Source organism: Methylococcales bacterium (assembly GCA_030949405.1).
Taxonomy (GTDB): domain Bacteria; phylum Pseudomonadota; class Gammaproteobacteria; order Methylococcales; family Methylomonadaceae; genus WTBX01.
The window spans coordinates 876,032-892,713 of the sequence record JAUZSN010000002.1 but is presented as its reverse complement, the minus strand read 5'-3'; the positions used below and the strand labels follow the sequence as shown (position 1 = coordinate 892,713).

At 38.8% G+C, this 16,682-nt stretch carries 20 protein-coding genes and 2 pseudogenes; 13 read left to right on the top strand and 9 right to left on the bottom strand.

What is annotated here, in order from left to right; translation table 11 throughout:
• Window positions 1-19: 19 nt before the first annotated feature.
• Together Q9M50_04730 and pstA are read left to right on the top strand one after the other, a co-directional pair.
• Complete coding sequence (locus Q9M50_04730) at window positions 20-2,275, top strand: ABC transporter permease subunit (protein ID MDQ7089933.1); 2,256 nt, start codon at window positions 20-22, stop codon at window positions 2,273-2,275.
• On the top strand, window positions 2,275-3,927 hold the full coding sequence (gene pstA, locus Q9M50_04725; GenBank protein ID MDQ7089932.1) for a phosphate ABC transporter permease PstA: 1,653 nt from the start codon (window positions 2,275-2,277) through the stop codon (window positions 3,925-3,927). The genes Q9M50_04730 and pstA overlap by 1 nt, the downstream gene beginning before the upstream one ends.
• Window positions 3,928-3,934: 7 nt before the next feature.
• Here pstA and Q9M50_04720 read toward each other — a convergent pair whose 3' ends face one another.
• Complete coding sequence (locus Q9M50_04720; protein ID MDQ7089931.1) at window positions 3,935-4,801, bottom strand: TraB/GumN family protein; 867 nt, start codon at window positions 4,799-4,801, stop codon at window positions 3,935-3,937.
• Window positions 4,802-4,916: 115 nt separating this feature from the next.
• Between Q9M50_04720 and Q9M50_04715 the strand changes: the two are divergent.
• Window positions 4,917-5,126 (top strand): annotated as a pseudogene (locus tag Q9M50_04715) (hypothetical protein).
• Here Q9M50_04715 and Q9M50_04710 read toward each other — a convergent pair.
• Both Q9M50_04710 and Q9M50_04705 read right to left on the bottom strand, forming a co-directional pair.
• The gene (locus tag Q9M50_04710; GenBank protein ID MDQ7089930.1) at window positions 5,044-6,072 is read right to left on the bottom strand and encodes an IS481 family transposase; all 1,029 of its coding nucleotides are present in this window, start codon (window positions 6,070-6,072) and stop codon (window positions 5,044-5,046) included. The pseudogene Q9M50_04715 and the gene Q9M50_04710 overlap by 83 nt on opposite strands.
• A gap of 192 nt (window positions 6,073-6,264) precedes the next feature.
• Window positions 6,265-7,305: an IS110 family transposase gene (locus Q9M50_04705; protein MDQ7089929.1), complete on the bottom strand. Its 1,041-nt coding sequence runs from the start codon at window positions 7,303-7,305 to the stop codon at window positions 6,265-6,267.
• A gap of 187 nt (window positions 7,306-7,492) precedes the next feature.
• Between Q9M50_04705 and Q9M50_04700 the strand changes: the two genes are divergently transcribed.
• Window positions 7,493-8,074 carry a hypothetical protein gene (locus Q9M50_04700; GenBank protein MDQ7089928.1) on the top strand — a complete coding sequence of 194 codons (582 nt, stop codon included), beginning with the start codon at window positions 7,493-7,495 and terminating at the stop codon, window positions 8,072-8,074.
• Window positions 8,064-8,396 carry a toxin-antitoxin system HicB family antitoxin gene (locus Q9M50_04695; protein MDQ7089927.1) on the top strand — a complete coding sequence of 111 codons (333 nt, stop codon included), beginning with the start codon at window positions 8,064-8,066 and terminating at the stop codon, window positions 8,394-8,396. Before Q9M50_04700 ends, Q9M50_04695 begins: the two co-directional genes overlap by 11 nt.
• A 79-nt stretch (window positions 8,397-8,475) precedes the next feature.
• On the opposite strand, the gene Q9M50_04690 is transcribed toward Q9M50_04695, so the two are convergent.
• Window positions 8,476-8,697: a hypothetical protein gene (locus Q9M50_04690; GenBank protein ID MDQ7089926.1), complete on the bottom strand. Its 222-nt coding sequence runs from the start codon at window positions 8,695-8,697 to the stop codon at window positions 8,476-8,478.
• A 94-nt stretch (window positions 8,698-8,791) separates the two neighbouring features.
• On the opposite strand from Q9M50_04690, the gene Q9M50_04685 reads away from it, so the two are divergent.
• Complete coding sequence (locus tag Q9M50_04685; protein MDQ7089925.1) at window positions 8,792-9,073, top strand: hypothetical protein; 282 nt, start codon at window positions 8,792-8,794, stop codon at window positions 9,071-9,073.
• 59 nt (window positions 9,074-9,132) lie between these two features.
• On the opposite strand, the gene argA is transcribed toward Q9M50_04685, so the two are convergent.
• From argA to Q9M50_04670, 3 genes are all read right to left on the bottom strand, one after another.
• Window positions 9,133-10,422 (bottom strand): amino-acid N-acetyltransferase, encoded by a 1,290-nt coding sequence (gene argA, locus Q9M50_04680; GenBank protein MDQ7089924.1) that lies wholly within the window; start codon window positions 10,420-10,422, stop codon window positions 9,133-9,135.
• A 98-nt stretch (window positions 10,423-10,520) separates the two neighbouring features.
• Window positions 10,521-10,820, bottom strand: coding sequence for a hypothetical protein (locus tag Q9M50_04675; protein MDQ7089923.1), 300 nt, complete (start codon window positions 10,818-10,820; stop codon window positions 10,521-10,523).
• Between the two features lie 190 nt (window positions 10,821-11,010).
• Complete coding sequence (locus Q9M50_04670; protein MDQ7089922.1) at window positions 11,011-11,826, bottom strand: hypothetical protein; 816 nt, start codon at window positions 11,824-11,826, stop codon at window positions 11,011-11,013.
• Between the two features lie 185 nt (window positions 11,827-12,011).
• On the opposite strand from Q9M50_04670, the gene Q9M50_04665 reads away from it, so the two are divergent.
• Together Q9M50_04665 and Q9M50_04660 are read left to right on the top strand one after the other, a co-directional pair.
• Window positions 12,012-12,455 (top strand): hypothetical protein, encoded by a 444-nt coding sequence (locus Q9M50_04665; GenBank protein ID MDQ7089921.1) that lies wholly within the window; start codon window positions 12,012-12,014, stop codon window positions 12,453-12,455.
• A 5-nt stretch (window positions 12,456-12,460) separates the two neighbouring features.
• Window positions 12,461-12,805 (top strand): hypothetical protein, encoded by a 345-nt coding sequence (locus Q9M50_04660; protein MDQ7089920.1) that lies wholly within the window; start codon window positions 12,461-12,463, stop codon window positions 12,803-12,805.
• A gap of 74 nt (window positions 12,806-12,879) precedes the next feature.
• Here the strand turns inward: Q9M50_04660 and Q9M50_04655 are convergent, their stop codons facing one another.
• Complete coding sequence (locus Q9M50_04655) at window positions 12,880-13,377, bottom strand: transposase family protein (protein ID MDQ7089919.1); 498 nt, start codon at window positions 13,375-13,377, stop codon at window positions 12,880-12,882.
• A gap of 219 nt (window positions 13,378-13,596) precedes the next feature.
• Between Q9M50_04655 and Q9M50_04650 the strand changes: the two genes are divergently transcribed.
• From Q9M50_04650 to Q9M50_04630, 5 genes and pseudogenes are all read left to right on the top strand, one after another.
• Window positions 13,597-14,115, top strand: a complete 519-nt coding sequence (locus tag Q9M50_04650; GenBank protein ID MDQ7089918.1) for a transposase family protein — start codon at window positions 13,597-13,599, stop codon at window positions 14,113-14,115.
• A 66-nt stretch (window positions 14,116-14,181) separates the two neighbouring features.
• Window positions 14,182-14,442 (top strand): transposase family protein, encoded by a 261-nt coding sequence (locus Q9M50_04645; GenBank protein MDQ7089917.1) that lies wholly within the window; start codon window positions 14,182-14,184, stop codon window positions 14,440-14,442.
• Window positions 14,443-15,086: 644 nt separating this feature from the next.
• Window positions 15,087-15,218, top strand: coding sequence for a hypothetical protein (locus Q9M50_04640; protein ID MDQ7089916.1), 132 nt, complete (start codon window positions 15,087-15,089; stop codon window positions 15,216-15,218).
• Window positions 15,219-15,275: 57 nt separating this feature from the next.
• A pseudogene (locus tag Q9M50_04635) lies at window positions 15,276-15,605 on the top strand (transposase family protein).
• Between the two features lie 26 nt (window positions 15,606-15,631).
• A complete protein-coding gene (locus Q9M50_04630; GenBank protein MDQ7089915.1) occupies window positions 15,632-16,015 on the top strand; it encodes a transposase family protein in 384 nt (127 codons plus the stop codon).
• On the opposite strand, the gene Q9M50_04625 is transcribed toward Q9M50_04630, so the two are convergent.
• On the bottom strand, window positions 15,989-16,669 hold the full coding sequence (locus Q9M50_04625) for an Arm DNA-binding domain-containing protein (protein MDQ7089914.1): 681 nt from the start codon (window positions 16,667-16,669) through the stop codon (window positions 15,989-15,991). The genes Q9M50_04630 and Q9M50_04625 overlap by 27 nt on opposite strands.
• Window positions 16,670-16,682 lie beyond the last annotated feature (13 nt).

The following is a 16,682-nucleotide window of genomic DNA, read 5'->3' as shown; positions in this document are numbered from 1 at the left end:
TGTCTCCATTCATCTTCTTATGCCCGAAACCAACTCACAACTTCCAACCTCTGCGTATTATCAACAGTGGCGACGAATAAAAGACAAGCTCGCACAATACAGTGTCGTTGCGGGCGGCTTAGGGGTTATTGGAGCGATTGTCCTTATTTTCTTTTATTTACTCTATGTGGTTTTCCCATTATTTTTAACCGCTGAGTCGCATTCTCTTACGCGTTATCAGGTCCCTGCGCCGCAATCAGGAAAAACCTTATTACTGGCGAATGAAGAACAAAATGAAGTCGGTGTCCGTTTTACCGACCAAGGACTTGCTGTTTTCTTTTCAATGGCGACGGGCAAAACCTTACGCATTGAAAAAATCGCCATTCCAGACGCTCAGACATTCACCAGTTTTGCCCAAGGGAATCCTGCTTCAGGTGTTGTGGCCTATGGTTTAAATAATGGACAGATTATTGTTGCCAAACATGAATATAAAATTACCTACCCCAATGATGTTCGTTTAATTACCCCCTCTATTAGTTATCCGCTCGGAAAAGAACCATTAACCCTAAAAGAAACCACCCAAGCGATTACTAAATTAGCCATCAAAGTCGATGAAGAACAAACCACGCTGGTGGTTAAAACGGCGGATAATCATATAATTTTAACGAACTTTAAAAAACAAGACTCTCTGTTTGATGACAATGCTCGCTTAGAACAAACCTCAACGCTACTCGATATTGCAGGCACTGACGTAAGTGATATTTTATTAGATAAAGAACACCGTAATTTATATTTAGCCACCTCCAGCGGTCGTTTAAGTTTTTTTGATATTAGCAAAAAAAATAAACCGATTATTCGTCAGCATCTTAATGTGATTGAAGCGGGACTAAAATTAACGCGTATCGTATTTTTAAATGGGGACTTATCCTTATTAATAGGCGATTCAGGCGGTACGGTTTCCCAATGGAGCATGGTACGCGATGAACAAGGTCGTCCTGCGTTAAAAAACCTTCGTCACTTTAAGGTATCGGATAACCCCATTACCGAAATTAAAGCGGAACAACGGCGTAAAGGCTTTATTACCGTGGATAATACCGGTGAAGTCGGAGTTTATCATTCAACCGCTGAACGCGAATTAATTAAAAAACAAGTCGCTAATCAAACCCCTATTGCCTTAAGTTTATCCCCTCGTGCTAATAATTTCATGTTGGAAACGGCTGATAATCAACTGCATATTTGGGCCCTTGAAAATGAACACCCTGAAGTTTCCTTACAATCACTTTGGCAAGAAGTCTGGTACGAAAGTTATTCTAAAGCCGATTATATTTGGCAATCCTCTTCGGCGAGTAATGATTTTGAACCTAAAATGAGTTTAACGCCGTTGGTTTTTGGCACCTTAAAAGCATCCTTTTATACAATGTTGGTGGCGATTCCGCTGTCATTAATGGGTGCGATTTATACCGCTTATTTCATGTCGTCATCATTACGCGGTTATGTGAAACCCAGTATTGAAATGATGGGCGCGTTACCCACAGTCATTTTAGGTTTCTTAGCAGGATTATGGTTAGCCCCGATTATTGAAAACTATTTAGTTGGAATTTTAAATTTACTGCTTATTATTCCGATAGCGGTGGTGTTATTTGCTTATAGTTGGCAATATTTACCCAAAAAATTTCGCCAAAAAATTCCCGAAGGCTGGGATGCTATTATTTTAATTCCTGTGATTTTACTGGCCTCGTGGTTAGCCTTTTCATTAAACACCCCTTTTGAGGATTTATTTTTTAATGGCGACTTACAAACATGGTTAAATAAAGAATTTGGGATTAGTTACGATCAACGGAACTCCTTAGTGGTTGGGATTGCAATGGGAATTGCAGTCATTCCAACTATTTTCTCGATTACCGAAGATGCCATTTTCAGCGTCCCTAAACATTTAACCATCGGTTCCCTTGCGTTAGGCGCAACGCCTTGGCAAACGATGACTAAAGTAGTGTTATTAACAGCCAGCCCTGGGATATTTTCAGCCATTATGATTGGTTTTGGACGAGCTGTTGGCGAAACAATGATTGTACTGATGGCAACAGGCAATACACCCGTGATGGATTTCAGTGTCTTTGAAGGCATGAGAACCTTATCCGCTAATATCGCGGTGGAAATGCCCGAATCCGAAGTCGATAGCACCCATTATCGCGTCTTATTTTTAGCGGCCTTAGTGTTATTTTTATTTACCTTTGTCTTTAATACCCTCGCCGAAATCATTCGTCAACGATTACGCGAAAAATACAGCTCCTTATGATAATAAAACAGTGGTTTAAAAGTGGTTCTCCGTGGATTTGGATGAATGCCGCAGCGGTTAGTATTTCACTCATTTTAGTGATTGGTTTATTGTTCTTGATCGCGGTACGGGGTTTAGGTCATTATTGGCCTGCTCAAGTGACTGAATATACCTATCAGGATTCAAACCAATCGACAAAAATTATGGGGGAACTGGTGGATAGCACGGTGATGTCAGCACGACAAGCCCGCGCGTCTAATTATCAACTTGAAGCGGGAGCGGATCACTTAGTCCAGCATTTATTAAAAGTCGGTAATCGTGATTTAACAGGAATGGATTTTCGTTGGGTTGACGCACCTAAAATAAACGCCGAACAGGTTCCTGAAAATGCCCTTGTTATTGAACGTCGTGAATGGGGGAATTTTTACGGTTACTTAGTCGCCCTTAAATCCGAGGGTAAAATTATTGCAACGGGGACGCAAGCATGGAATGAACTGCAACCGCGTTTGGAAAAGGCATTAGAAACCTTTGAGGAAATAAAGCAATTACAAAACGGTGCGGTCGGTAAAATAAATTATGCTTTAGAAAAATTACGCTTAAAACAACGGCGATTAGAAATAGATCACCAATGGGATAAAGCCGCTGAACAAGACATTACCCAACAAAAAAATCGCCACAATGAAGATTATAAAATCCTACAACAAGACTTAGCGGTTTTATACCAAAAAATTAGAGTAGATAGTTTGGTGGTCAAATCGGCTAATGGAAAAGAAATTGAGATTCCTTTAGAAAAATGTGTACGAATTTATCAACCTAATGCGATGAGTCTTGCGGCTAAAATCGGGCATTATGGGGAAAAATTCATTGAATTTATTATTGAAGAGCCTCGTGAAGCGAATACCGAAGGGGGCATTTTCCCCGCTATTTTTGGTACGGTTATGATGGTGATGCTAATGGCAGTGATTGTGACCCCTTTTGGTGTGATTGCGGCCGTGTATTTACGCGAATATGCCAAGCAAGGATTTACCACACGTCTTATTCGGATCGCCGTTAATAATTTAGCGGGTGTTCCTTCCATTGTTTATGGAATCTTTGGACTCGGATTTTTTGTTTATATTTTAGGCGGAAATATTGACGAATTATTTTACCCTGAATCGGCACCCTCGCCTGTTTTTGGAACACCGGGTTTAATGTGGGCCTCATTAACACTGGCCTTATTAACCTTACCTGTCGTGATTGTTTCAACCGAAGAAGGTTTATCACGGATTCCAAAGTCTATTCGAGAAGGCAGTTTAGCGTTAGGGGCGACTAAAGCCGAAACCTTATGGCGAACGGTGTTACCGATGGCAAGCCCTGCGATGATGACGGGTTTAATTTTAGCCATTGCCAGAGCCGCGGGTGAAGTTGCGCCGTTAATGTTAGTTGGGGTGGTTAAACTCGCGCCGACCTTACCATTAGATGGTAATTTTCCTTATTTGCATTTAGAGCGTAAATTTATGCACTTAGGTTTTCATATTTACGATGTTGGTTTTCAAAGCCCGAATGTTGAAGCCGCACGGCCTTTGGTGTATGCGACTTCATTATTATTAGTGGTGGTGATTATTTGTTTAAATATGTTTGCGATTAGAGTGCGTAATAATTTGCGAGAAAAATATCGAGCATTGGAAGGCTAATGGCAAATTACCTTTTCTTAGCCTTAAAACGTGTGACCTGATAACCCCGTGCTTTAAGTTGTTCCAGCACGCCCTCTTTCCCCACAAGATGTAAAGAGCCGACTAAAACCAGTTCTTTTTCTGTTGTGGCTAATAGTTTTTCAAGTTTGGGTATCCAGTTATTATTTCGTTCCACTAAAATGAACCGATAAAGAGCGGGGTATTCATGACGCATAGAGCTAATGCCCATTTCCTCTAGTTGAGCTAAATCACCTTTACGCCACGCACTTTTTAATTTCGTCATCGTTTCTGATAATTCATTTAAATCGTTTAAGGTACTTAAAATTAAATCATCTTCGTGACCTTTCGCCATATTTTCTAAAAGCGAGATTTGTTTTTCGACACTTTCTAAATAGTCGCGTTTTTTATTTTCGGCGGATGCTTTTTGATTAAAAAACAGATCAACCCCCGTGCCTGCCATGCCTAAATTGTCTAAAGCGAGCATCGTTAAGGTAATGATAACCATTGAGGGTTTAAATGAGTTAAAAACCGCAATTGGTATTTTTTGGCTATTTAAGTAGTCGGTTAATAATTGGTAGGTTTCTGCTTTTAACTCATTTTTTAAGCTACCGCTGTCACCATACCTCATCTTTTTTGCCAATTGCATTTGTATCTTTGGATTACTCAATGCATCCATATCGGTTTCTAAAACCAGTATTTCGGCTTGGTTGTAAGCCTGTTCAAATTCGTTAGGAAGTGGATAGTCTTTTGGGCTTAAGACATGAATAGTCCCGCCGATAAACAACTCGTTGCCTGATTTACTTACTCGCCAAACGGAGGAGTCAGAAATTGCGGGCAAAGGGATTAATAAGCAAAGTAAGATTAGGTATTTCATAGATTACGCCGACTGAATAAAAATTATTTTGTTTTTATTTTACATTATCAAATTCCCGTTTGGTAATGCTTACTTTTAAGATCCGTTTCATGATAAGCCAAACCGAGGGACAAGAAATAAACAAGCGGCGGCATTGGTCGGCGTTGCACCGATGAATCGAGAAAAAGCCAAATACAAGCAATTAGTGGCGATGGGAAAACCCAAAAAAGTAGCGATAATTGCTTGCTTAAGAAAGATGATTATTATCCTAAATTCGATGGTGCGAGACGGCGTACATTGGGACTTAGAGCATTGTCAAGACCCGTATGATTATGTACGGTTTTAGTAAAAATATCGGGGGTTGTTTTTTGCCATTCCATTAATGCCTGTATTGGTGTTTGATGGTTTAAGGCACGTTGCGGAATTTGGTGGTTGTAAACTTTCAAATAGGCATATAAAGTAGCTTCAAGTTCAGCCGCACTGGTGAAGTGGGTTTGTTTATTTAGTTCGCTGATGCGTCCATTAAATCGTTCCACCATACCGTTAGTTTGTGGGTGGCGTGGCGGAATGAGTCGATGTTCAATTGCGTGTTCGGTACAAGCCTTATCAAACGCATGATTGCCTGTAGCTTGCTTTTCCTTGCTGGTAAAGCGATCAGTAAATTGAGTACCATTATCCGTCAATATTTTATTAATGTGAACGGGGCAAGCTTCAGTTACCCGCCGTAGGAAATCAACGCTACTGACTTGGGTTTGGTCAGCATAAATACGAAAGTAAACCCAACGTGTGGCTCTATCAATGGCGACAAATAAATAACGATGATGGGCTTCGTCAGGCATTTTGGGTAAATATTTGATGTCGATATGAATAAAGCCAGGCGCGTAATTTTTAAACGCTTTTTTGGAGACTGTTTTCTCTTCACTTGGGTTCTGTTCGGCTCTTAAAGCCCTGATATTACCTACGCCATGACGGGTTAAGCAGCGTCCTAATCCAGAGCGAGAAACATCGAGGTTAATAAACTCGCGGGTAACAACTAACAAATCATCAATCGGTAACAGTAAAAAGCGGCGCAGCTCAACGACAATATCTTCCTGAGCCTCGTTCAAGGTGGTATTAAGTTTGTGTGGACGATGCGAACGATCTTCAACCTCATCGCGTCCACGCCATTTTAAAGCGGTTGCTTTGGTGATATTGTATTTTTTAGCTAACTTTGTCAGACCAAGTGTTGAGGCCTGAATTTCAGCTCGAATCTTGGGTGTTGTGCGTGCTTCAGAATGTAGTTGATAAGCCATAGGATTTGGTTAATTTTTAATAGCGTTGAGAACTTCCGACATTATGCTTTTTGCTTGGAATAAAGACCCGCTTCTTGTCGGTATATAATCACACGGTTCCTGACAACTTTATCTACGCAATTCGTTGTAAACTGATCGTTTGTTCTGTTGCTCGTCTTTAAAAAGTGGATTCGATTTTTCCTAACTAAAATCCTAAGTACTCTTGATGCAGTAATCTTCTTGCTTGCTCAATACCGCCCATGCGATACGCGCGTTTTTGTTGGCGATGGCAACTGTGAAAATATTTTCGCCGCGCCGTTCCTTTAAACTGACAATCCATTTATTACGCTTGTCTTCGTATTTATGCGCTACCCGTAACATCGAGCGTCCACCGTGAATCAGCAAGGTGCGCAGATAAGTGTCGCCGCGTTTGCTAATCCCTAACAATGTCGGCTTGCCGCCTGTGGAATGTTGCCTCGGCACCAGCCCTAGCCATGCCGCAAGTTCGCGTCCATTTTTAAACACATTGATGTCGCCAATCGCAGCGATTAAAGCCGTGGCAGTTAACAGTCCGACACCAGGAATAGTGAGTAATCGTTGGCAGTTTTCATTCTGAGCGCAGACCTGTTTTAACTTGATTTCGATCGAATCAATCCGCTCATTGAGGTGCTTCATTTCATCGTAAAGCTCTTGCAATAATTCTCGAAATATCGGTGAAAGTTGGTTTTCTGCATCCTCTAGCAACTCAGGAATAATCTTACTGACCGAGTGAATGCCTTGCGCAATGATGATGCCATATTCCATCAGCAAGCCGCGAATTTGATTCGCTTGCGCAGTGCGTCGCCCAATCAACTGGCTACGAATGCGATGCATACATTGAATATCCTGCTGCTCAACACTTTTACTGGGGACAAAGCGCATCGACTTCCGTTGCACAGCTTCGCAAATTCCTTCCGCATCCAAGGCATCGCTTTTGTTTGATTTCACATACGGCTTCACAAATTGTGGAGCCATAATTTTGACCGTATGCCCAAATTGAGAGAAAATGCGCTTCCAATAATTCGCGCCGCCGCAGGCTTCAATGCCAATTAAACACGGCGGCAGATTAGCGATAAAGGCACTCAGCTTGTTGCGTGTGAGTTTCTTTTTCAGACACACGTTATCGTCTTCATCCACGCCATGTAGCTGAAAACTATTCTTCGCCAAATCAATCCCTAAGACGGCGATATTTTTGTTTGAATTAACTTTGCTCATGACTATGACCTCACACTTGTGCTGAAAATGAATAACGGTTATTATCATCCCTTTTAGGGCGGTTGTAAAAGTGGGACGAACCATTCCATTAGCTAAAAGCGTCATAAATTTTGCAAAAAGACGCAAAATTTATGCCCCTTTTATCCGCCGCTTATTTTGGCGTTATATGTAAAAGAAACTCATGAGCATGAAAATAGTAAATACATTATTAGTTATACTATCTATTGTATGTGTTTTCCTTAGTGCAGCTCCATTCACTTCTGCCATCTTTCTTTCAATACTGTTAATGTGTGTTGCTGGTATTTATGGTTTTTATCACAAAACTAATATAGCTTTATTTTTATTGTGTTTTTCTACACTAGCAATAATTGCAAGCCCATGGGATATTACTGTAATAAATGTAGGTTACATTTTAATCCCATACTTTATAGGTTTTGGTGGGACAATTTTAGGATTAAAAAAATATAAGGTTTCTGAATTGATAAGTAGTATCAATAATGATATTATTGAAGGCATGGATAGCATAGCAAAAATTGTAAAAGAAATGAAAGCGAACTCGAAGGAAGTTCGTTTCAATGATCTACAGAAAGTTTGTGAGTTTTATTTTGGCAAAGTTCGCCAAACTGGAAGTAGTCACTGTATTTATAAGACACCTTGGTCGGGTGATCCGCGTGTAAATATACAAAATAGCAAAGGAAAAGCTAAGTCTTACCAAGTGAAGCAAGTCCTAGGTGCTATAGAACAAATTGAGGTGAAAAATGGCTCTTAACTTTGAAAAATACACTTACCGAGTAACATGGTCAGAGGAAGATGAGGAGTTTGTGGGGTTATGCTCTGAGCTGCCTAGTCTTAGTTGGCTTGATGCTACGTCTGAAAAAACACTTAAAGGTATTCATCTAGTTGTGGAAAAGTGTTTAGAGGATATGCTTCAAAACGGAGAAGAAATTCCTTTACCTATTTCTTTGCGAGATTACAGTGGAAAATTTATGGTGCGTATTCCCCCAGAGGTACACCGACATTTAGCTTTAGAGGCAATAGAAGCTGGAGTTAGTTTAAATCGTATTGCTAGTTCAAAATTAGCACATTACTAAACATATAATCGGGTAGCCAGGGGTATCTCACCCTCAGCCCCCACAACACCCTGCATGCGGATCCGCACAGGGCGTTTCACTAACCGTAGTGATATTTAATCCAGCCATCTCGGAGTGAGAATAGCCCTTGCTGTTTCAGGTATTCTTTCCCCAACCCCTTATTAATGCAAGGGGTTTTCGCGTTTCTCCAGTAGGATTTACTGCTTAATCCAGCCAATATTGCGGCGTGTTTTTCAATCCCTAATTTCATTAAATTGCGAGCCAAGAAGAAAAACGTTACTATTGCTTTGGCTTGAACCAAGAAAGAACAGGCGTTTTAACTGTTCGGTTCACCTATCGTTTGGAACGCATCAGAATTTTTGGTGCTGGTTATTAGCGCAAAGGTAAAAAAATATATGAGCAAAGTAATTCAATACAGTGATAAACCGATTGGAGAGGTAAAGTTAGTAGCTGACTTTTTGCCTTCCCCTTCTGAGCTTGCACTTAAAAGCCAAAATACAAAAATCACCCTTTCTCTAAGTTCAGAAAGTGTTGATTATTTTAAAGAAATGGCTGAAAAACATCATATGCAATATCAAAAAATTATTCGTCAATTATTGGATGAATATGTAATGCATCAAAGAAAAATACTAACAAGTGACCATGGTGTCAAGAACTCATTTTTTGACATGTTCTGAGTCCCAATGTACGCCGTCTCGCACCATCGAATTTAGTAATTCCTCTGAATCCTTACTCCTTACTCCTTACTCCTTATCAACGATTTAAACAATATCTGTGAATTTCGCTGATAATTGTATAGTGATTTCTTGTTCGGAGAGAGCTCTTCAATTGTTCCTTTTGTAAATCCACGCTCCCGAAACCAATCGATGGTATGGGTGGTTAGTACCAGAAGCTGGGTTTTTCCCTGTGTTTTCGCCAGTTGGGTAACGTGTTTAAGCAGCTTGTCGCCACGGTTGCTGCCACGATAATGTGGGTGAACGGAAAAGCAGGCAAATTCAGCAACTTGTGGGTCATCAGTATTGTAAAGAGCGGCACAGGCAATGATTTTTTGGTCACGAGTAATAATGTGGAAGTTGCCGATTTCCAGTTCCAGTTGTTCGCGGGAACGTTTAATTATTATTTCTGCATTTTCCAGCGGGCGGATCAGGTCGAGAATGCCACAGATATCTTCAATGCTGGCTGCTCGAAGGCATTCGAATTGCTCGGAAGAAATCATGCTGCCTATGCCGTCGCGAGTGTAGAGTTCCAGTAATAGGGCGCCGTCGGTCTCGGCGTTGAGCAGATGAATACGTTCTACATCTGTTTTCAGCGCTTCAATGACAGCAGACAACAGTTCATTTTTTAGGGTATGGGTTCTGGCTTCTTCCAGTGTTAGTTCGTGTGGCAAGTTCAGTGGCTGATGACTGAGGAAAATCAGTTTGTCAGCCTTGAGAGCTTTGGCAGCGGCAATGGCTGTCTGCTCGTAACGCAGATTATAGGTTTCTCTTGTTGGTGAGCAACCCATCGGTGACAGCAAAACAATATTGTCTGCGGCGAGTTGTTGCTGGATGAGATTGTGATTAATCTTGCGTACCAGTCCAGTAAAACCATAGTCGATACCGTCGTGGATTCCCAACGGGCGTGCAGTAATAAAGTTGCCGGATACAATACCAAGATTATTGCTGGAAAGCGAAAGCCTGTTCAGTGCATGTGTCATAAGGTTTTCAATATGGATACGCAGGAAACCGATGGCTTCCTGCGCTACCAGCAGGGCAATGTGGTCAGTAATACGGATGCCCTTGTGAAGACGAATCGGAATATTGCTGTGATGCAGACGTTCATTGAGTTGTGGCCGATTTCCATGCACCAGTATCAGTCGTGCGCCTAGGCTGGATATAATGGCAAGGTCCTGCACAATTTTCTGAAACTGGTTGGTGGCAATGACTTCACCCGAAAAAGCGATGACGAAGGTTTTACCGCGATGGCTGTGGATGTAGGGGGCTGCTTCGCGAAAGAATGAAACGCTATTGCAATCTTTTTCTTGCATCATGTCGATACCTTAATTCTATGGTTGGATTCAGCAGCATTTAGCCAAGAAGTCAAAGCTGACTATTCTTCTATTTGGAGGATGTGGAGAATACACAACTAGGATTCTAAACGGTATAGACGGATTACACGGTCATTCTCAAAGACATCAGGGAACTTCGCCATCAGCTCCTTTCCCTTTGAATCGGTTTCAAATTTTTTAAAAACTTTATCAAGGGTGCTCAGAGACTCATGATATCCTATAAAGTGTAATTGGTTTGACGCGCCACTGCAGTTACTCAGGACTTCTGCTTTGTGAGTGTAATTTTCCATCACATGAGCTGCAACATCTAGAAGTAGTTGACGTGCTTCTATCACTTTCCCGGGTTTTGCCGTCATGCTAAGGATACGATAAATCATTTTTTTCTCCTTTGAATTATAGAGGATCTGTGTGCGCGGCTTATCACGCTATAAACTAATCCAGTAACCAGAGTACTCAAGGGGGAAGGAGAGTATGCTTCCCACAAATGTCGCCATCGGGTTGAAGGATCCTGACACAGTAAGTTGTGAAGATAAATTAAGCCTGTTCGGGCTTGGTGATGAACAATGGTCATTTAATTAGCGCTTGCAAGATTTCGTAAGGTAAATCTTTAAAACGACCCATCTTTGGATCTAAGGTCAAATTCAAGTAACGTGCACTGAGCCAATATAAGACTGTATCTGCGGGAATAACTGGGCATTGCGCAATCGCTTCTAATTCACATAGTATTGCCAGTGTTCTTACTCCAGTCCCTGTAATAACAATTGCCTCGGCCTCAGGGGCTGCATCCTTAATTAATCGGACCGATTCCTTGATCATATCTGAAGGATTATTCCATGCATATTTGAACAGATTTTCTTCATTTTCCGCCTTAACCAGACCCTGTTCAGAAAAACTTGCCGCCTGTAATACTTTAAAACCGCATAACGCCAAAAAAGAAGAAAAACATTCTTTCCAACTTAATGTGTAATACGTGCAGATGGCAACCTTTTTAATTCGATGGACCCGTAAAGCATCCACGATCGCGAGGGAGGTCATTATACTTGGGATATTAGCTGCCTTTTCTATCCGGGTATTTCGTTGACGAGCTTGTGCTTCCAACCCTGATTTTGCCCAGGAAAAAGGGCTTCCTACCTGGACAAGCAAGTCACACCCTGCGGCTTGTAGACTCCTTGCGCAAAGGCAGAATCTTTCTTCGACGAGTTCAGATGTAATATTATCCAGAGAGTAATCAAAATCAGGTAGTAGTGGAAAGGCTTGTTGCGTAATAATCTTTTCTTGAACAGCTGTTGTAAATTCGTAAGGTGCTGGGTCAGACCAGGCTGGAGCACTGATGAAACCAATCGAAGGAAGTTGATTATTCCGCTTGTTACTGTCATTTATCATAAAAATACCTGAAACACGTGAGCGGACAAATATGGCTGCTTGACCTCCAAAACTCCTCATTTTCTGATCAATATCGAAAAATGAGGAATAACATCGTAACGTATCTACTTTAAATCTCAGGGTAAAGATAAAATTTCTAAAATAGATTTGACAACATATCATAAAAGAACGAACATTTACATACTTTGAATATCCACGACCTACAGGCTGAAACTAACGTCATTTATCAAGCAATCGCTCAAATGGAAAGTAGCGAAGCGCAGGATATTGTCAAAAAAATATTCAATCTTATTGAACGCTTAGCCAGTGATAAATTGTCTTTAGAAACTGAATTACAGCAACTTCGTGACGAGGTTAATCGCTTGAAAGGTGAGCAGGGAAAGCCTGATATCAAACCCAATAAAAATAATAAGGGTGATGATATTTCATCCGAAGACGAACGTAAAAAAGCACAAGTTGACGCGCAAAAAGAAACTAATAACGACACTGAAAATACGGACTCGGATAAGAAAAAACGCCGCCGTAAACCCAAGATCCCACGAGTTAAAATCGACCAAACGCTAAAATGCCTACTCGACAAAACTGGCTTGCCTAGCGACTTAGTATCTAAAGGCTTTTTCGTAGCTTAATTCCCATGCTTAAGTCTCAGGAAAAAAGCGAGCTTTATCGCTGCGGTATTCTCAACAGTGATTACGGGCAGATTGATGATACCAGTGCGCGAGTCAACGGTGATAACCACTATTGTCAGGTGGTCTGCAATGACTTGTTTACCGCTTATTTCACCCCTAAAAACAAAGACCGTTTATCGGTTCTGGACGTGCTGACCGATTATGCGCCACGCCATTATATCTACAATCAACAAGCTCAATCCTTGCTTGACGAGTTCAAGTTAGCTGATAAAGCGCGGGTAAAAGTTGATGCTCAAATACCTGTTAATACAGTGATGAATCAAGAAGACAAGCGCGTGCGTGAGACATAAGCTTCCAGACTCGAAATGAGAAAGGCACGAAAATCAAAGACAGTTTTATGAGTCTTGCTGAAACGGCTAAAAAACTAGCCGTGAGTTTTTATGATTATGTTTATGACCGAGTTAGTGGTGAATTCAAAATGCCGTCTATGGCGAATCTTATCGCTCAAAAAGCGCAAAGTTTGCAGGTCTGATATTTGTTTTACCCTGAAATTTAAAGTAGATACAATAATGGCTTGTTTTTCACCTGACTTAAGCGTGCCACGCATGATTTTGCCATCAATAGCAACCCATTCATTGGCAATAATATGAGCTGTTTTTTCATCAAAAAAGGCATTAATTAACTGATTTAAGTCCTGCCAATCCAAATTTTCCAACATTCGTGGAAAATGCGCGCGAGAAACCAGAGGGGCATCTTTAATCCCAGTTACTTCACGCAGCCAGACAATTTTATGAGTCATATAACGATGAATACTGAATACTTTTGAGCGTCCAACCAGCATGGCAAAAACAACAGTGACGATAAAAAAGGTCAGTGAATGCCACTTGCCGCGATTATCACGATAATCGGAGAGTCCTTTCAAAGCATCAATGAATTTTCTTTCATTTATTTCTATTGTAATTTCAGGTTCATTAGACTTGTTCTTCTAAATAAAATATATTAAAATCAATTGCTTATATATACTTGATAACACTCATAATCAGTTGATACAGCCTAATAAATAAACTTTAAATTAAATTATTAAAAATAATAAATAAGCTTTATAATAAATTTCTATAAAAAATAAAAATCAAAGTATAACATGAAAATAAAAGAAATTTTACCAAGAATTTATGATGATAGACAGTTAAGAGCTTTAACAGGATTAAAAACAGAACATTTTATTTTACTATTATCTCTATTTGAAAAGACCCTTATTGAAGATCAAAAAGAAAAACATGAAAATAAAGAAAGAAAATACGGTAGTGGTTTAGATAGCACATTAAAAACACCCGCAGACAAATTATTATTTATATTAAATTATATGAAGTGTTATTCTACTTTCGATCACTTAGGGTTTTCTTTTAATATGAATAAATCATGCGCCCATACTCATGTATACAAATTATTTCCAATTTTAATAAAGACGTTAGATATATTTAATGTTTTACCTGCAACAAGTTTTTCAACCCCTGAAGAAATGCAGCAGGCTTTTGGCGGAGTTCAAACATTGATAATAGATGCTACAGAGCGTGCTGTACAACGCCCTAGTGACTATGAAGAACAAAATGAATTTTACAGTGGTAAAAAAAACAGCATACAATTAAAAATACCACTATAGCTTCTTTAGGTCATTTAATTTTATATATTGGGGTTAGTTTTCCAGGTAAAAAATCATGATTATGGAATGTTTAAAAAAGAATTTAATCCAGAATTAAATTGGTTTAGTAATTTTAATATATTTATTGATTTAGGTTATTTGGGGTTTAATAATGAATATAAAACTAATTCGGTAAATATTCCTCATAAAAAACCAAATAAATCTAAGCATAATCCAAACCCAACATTAACAGAAAATCAAAAAAAAGAAAACAAAGAGATGAGTCGTGAAAGAGTCATTGTTGAGCATGTAATCGGTGGAATGAAAAGATATAGATGCCTAGTTTAGGCTACCAACTTAAAGCGGGACACTTTTAACTTCAAGGTTGAATGAAAGTTAATAACCATGCAGTAGTTGAATTTACTGCTGTCCCGCCTTAAGTTGGTAGCCCAAGTTTAGAAATAAAAAAGAAGGTGTAAAAGATTTATTTTCTTTTTTAGCGGCTATCCTATGGAATTTTAACATGATATATTAACTTCTTCTTAAAGAACAAGTCTATTATTATTTGAGGTTGGAATTGGCATGTTGTGGTAAATTTAAATAATTGTATTTTACCAAATATGTCAATGTTATTTTTTATGAGAAAGCCGTGGGGGTAGACCTGAGTTTAATAAAATGCTCTTCTCAATACGAGGAGCTTTGTAGCTTCGGGGTTATCTCGCATTAAAACTGTCCGAAGTGTTGGCACCATGCAAAGAATAAGTAAATGCACAGCTAGCTTGTTATAACGGCTTATAGACGATTTATTGACAGATTTTAATAATAGACTTGTTCTTCTAAATAAAATATATTAAAATCAATTGCTTATATATACTTGATAACACTCACAATCAGTTGATACAGCCTAATAAATAAACTTTAAATTAAATTATTAAAAATAATAAATAAGCTTTATAATAAATTTCTATAAAAAATAAAAATCAAAGTATAACATGAAAATAAAAGAAATTTTACCAAGAATTTATGATGATAGACAGTTAAGAGCTTTAACAGGATTAAAAACAGAACATTTTATTTTACTATTATCTCTATTTGAAAAGACCCTTATTGAAGATCAAAAATAAAAACATGAAAATAAAGAAAGAAAATACGGTAGTGGTTTAGATAGCACATTAAAAACACCCGCAGACAAATTATTATTTATATTAAATTATATGAAGTGCTATTCTACTTTCGATCACTTAGGGTTTTCTTTTAATATGAATAAATCATGCGCTCATACTCATGTATACAAATTATTTCCAATTTTAATAAAGACGTTAGATATATTTAATGTTTTACCTGCAACAAGTTTTTCAACCCCTGAAGAAATGCAGCAGGCTTTTGGCGGAGTTCAAACATTGATAATAGATACTACAGAGCGTGCTGTACAACGCCCTAGTGACTATGAAGAACAAAATGAATTTTACAGTGGTAAAAAAAACAGCATACAATTAAAAATACCACTATAGCTTCTTTAGGTCATTTAATTTTATATATTGGGGTTAGTTTTCCAGGTAAAAATCATGATTATGGAATGTTTAAAAAAGAATTTAATCCAGAATTAAATTGGTTTAGTAATTTTAATATATTTATTGATTTAGGTTATTTAGGGTTTAATAATGAATATAAAACTAATTCGGTAAATATTCCTCATAAAAAACCAAATAAATCTAAGCATAATCCAAACCCAACATTAACTGAAAAACAAAAAAAAGAAAACAAAGAGATGAGTCGTGAAAGAGTCATTGTTGAGCATGTAATCGGTGGAATGAAAAGATATAGATGTCTAGTTGACAAGTTTAGAAATAAAAAAGAAGGTGTAAAAGATTTATTTTCTTTTTTAGCGGCTATCCTATGGAATTTTAACATGATATATTAACTTCTTCTTAAAGAACAAGTCTAATATAGCTAACTCATCACTGCTTAATGATCTATCACGGCTTTTAGCGGTGGCAATATATTGGGCATCAATTTTGGCGGCTGGATTCGTTTGCACTTTGTCACGTGTAATCGCATAAGAAAATAAGCGTTTTAAAATTCCTCTTGCATCTAAGGCGATAGAATCAGAACCACGTGCCTTTATCCTATCGGTTATCCTTAAAATATCGGAAACAGAAACATCCTTTAAAAGCTTATCGCCAATAATAGGCATTACATCCTTGGTTAAAATACGCTGAATGGCTATAGGCTTCTTGTTATTGGGAATAACCATGTCTTGTACCCAAAGCTCTGCAAATAAAGCCACGGTATCAGGTTCTTTTAATACTTTATTTTTTTGTTTCTCTTTCATTGGCGAACGACCGTGAGTAATCATTTCTTTAAACTCATGCCGCTTGGCCCTGGCTTCTGCCAATGTAATAAAAGGATATTCGCCAATCGTTACCCGTTCCTTTTTTCCATCAAGCCTGTAACTCATCCGCCAAACTTTCTTACCACTTTTTAATATCTCAAGTGATAACCCGCCCCCATCGGCTACTTGGTAAAGCTTATCTTTTTTAACTAAATTCCGTATCTTGGTATCTGATAAAGCCATGTTTACCCCTTTA

Excerpts from the sequence above, each read along its gene's own strand:
- Q9M50_04670 (MDQ7089922.1), bottom strand. The coding sequence starts at position 11,826 with ATGATAAATGACAGTAACAAGCGGAATAATCAACTTCCTTCGATTGGT.
- Q9M50_04705 (MDQ7089929.1), bottom strand. The coding sequence starts at position 7,305 with ATGAGCAAAGTTAATTCAAACAAAAATATCGCCGTCTTAGGGATTGAT.
- Q9M50_04720 (MDQ7089931.1), bottom strand. The coding sequence starts at position 4,801 with ATGAAATACCTAATCTTACTTTGCTTATTAATCCCTTTGCCCGCAATT.
- Q9M50_04650 (MDQ7089918.1), top strand. The coding sequence starts at position 13,597 with ATGAAAATAAAAGAAATTTTACCAAGAATTTATGATGATAGACAGTTA.
- Q9M50_04625 (MDQ7089914.1), bottom strand. The coding sequence starts at position 16,669 with ATGGCTTTATCAGATACCAAGATACGGAATTTAGTTAAAAAAGATAAG.
- Q9M50_04710 (MDQ7089930.1), bottom strand. The coding sequence starts at position 6,072 with ATGGCTTATCAACTACATTCTGAAGCACGCACAACACCCAAGATTCGA.
- Q9M50_04685 (MDQ7089925.1), top strand. The coding sequence starts at position 8,792 with ATGAGCAAAGTAATTCAATACAGTGATAAACCGATTGGAGAGGTAAAG.
- Q9M50_04700 (MDQ7089928.1), top strand. The coding sequence starts at position 7,493 with ATGAAAATAGTAAATACATTATTAGTTATACTATCTATTGTATGTGTT.
- Q9M50_04660 (MDQ7089920.1), top strand. The coding sequence starts at position 12,461 with ATGCTTAAGTCTCAGGAAAAAAGCGAGCTTTATCGCTGCGGTATTCTC.
- Q9M50_04695 (MDQ7089927.1), top strand. The coding sequence starts at position 8,064 with ATGGCTCTTAACTTTGAAAAATACACTTACCGAGTAACATGGTCAGAG.
- Q9M50_04675 (MDQ7089923.1), bottom strand. The coding sequence starts at position 10,820 with ATGATTTATCGTATCCTTAGCATGACGGCAAAACCCGGGAAAGTGATA.
- Q9M50_04645 (MDQ7089917.1), top strand. The coding sequence starts at position 14,182 with ATGTTTAAAAAAGAATTTAATCCAGAATTAAATTGGTTTAGTAATTTT.
- Q9M50_04640 (MDQ7089916.1), top strand. The coding sequence starts at position 15,087 with ATGAAAATAAAAGAAATTTTACCAAGAATTTATGATGATAGACAGTTA.
- argA (MDQ7089924.1), bottom strand. The coding sequence starts at position 10,422 with ATGCAAGAAAAAGATTGCAATAGCGTTTCATTCTTTCGCGAAGCAGCC.
- Q9M50_04730 (MDQ7089933.1), top strand. The coding sequence starts at position 20 with ATGCCCGAAACCAACTCACAACTTCCAACCTCTGCGTATTATCAACAG.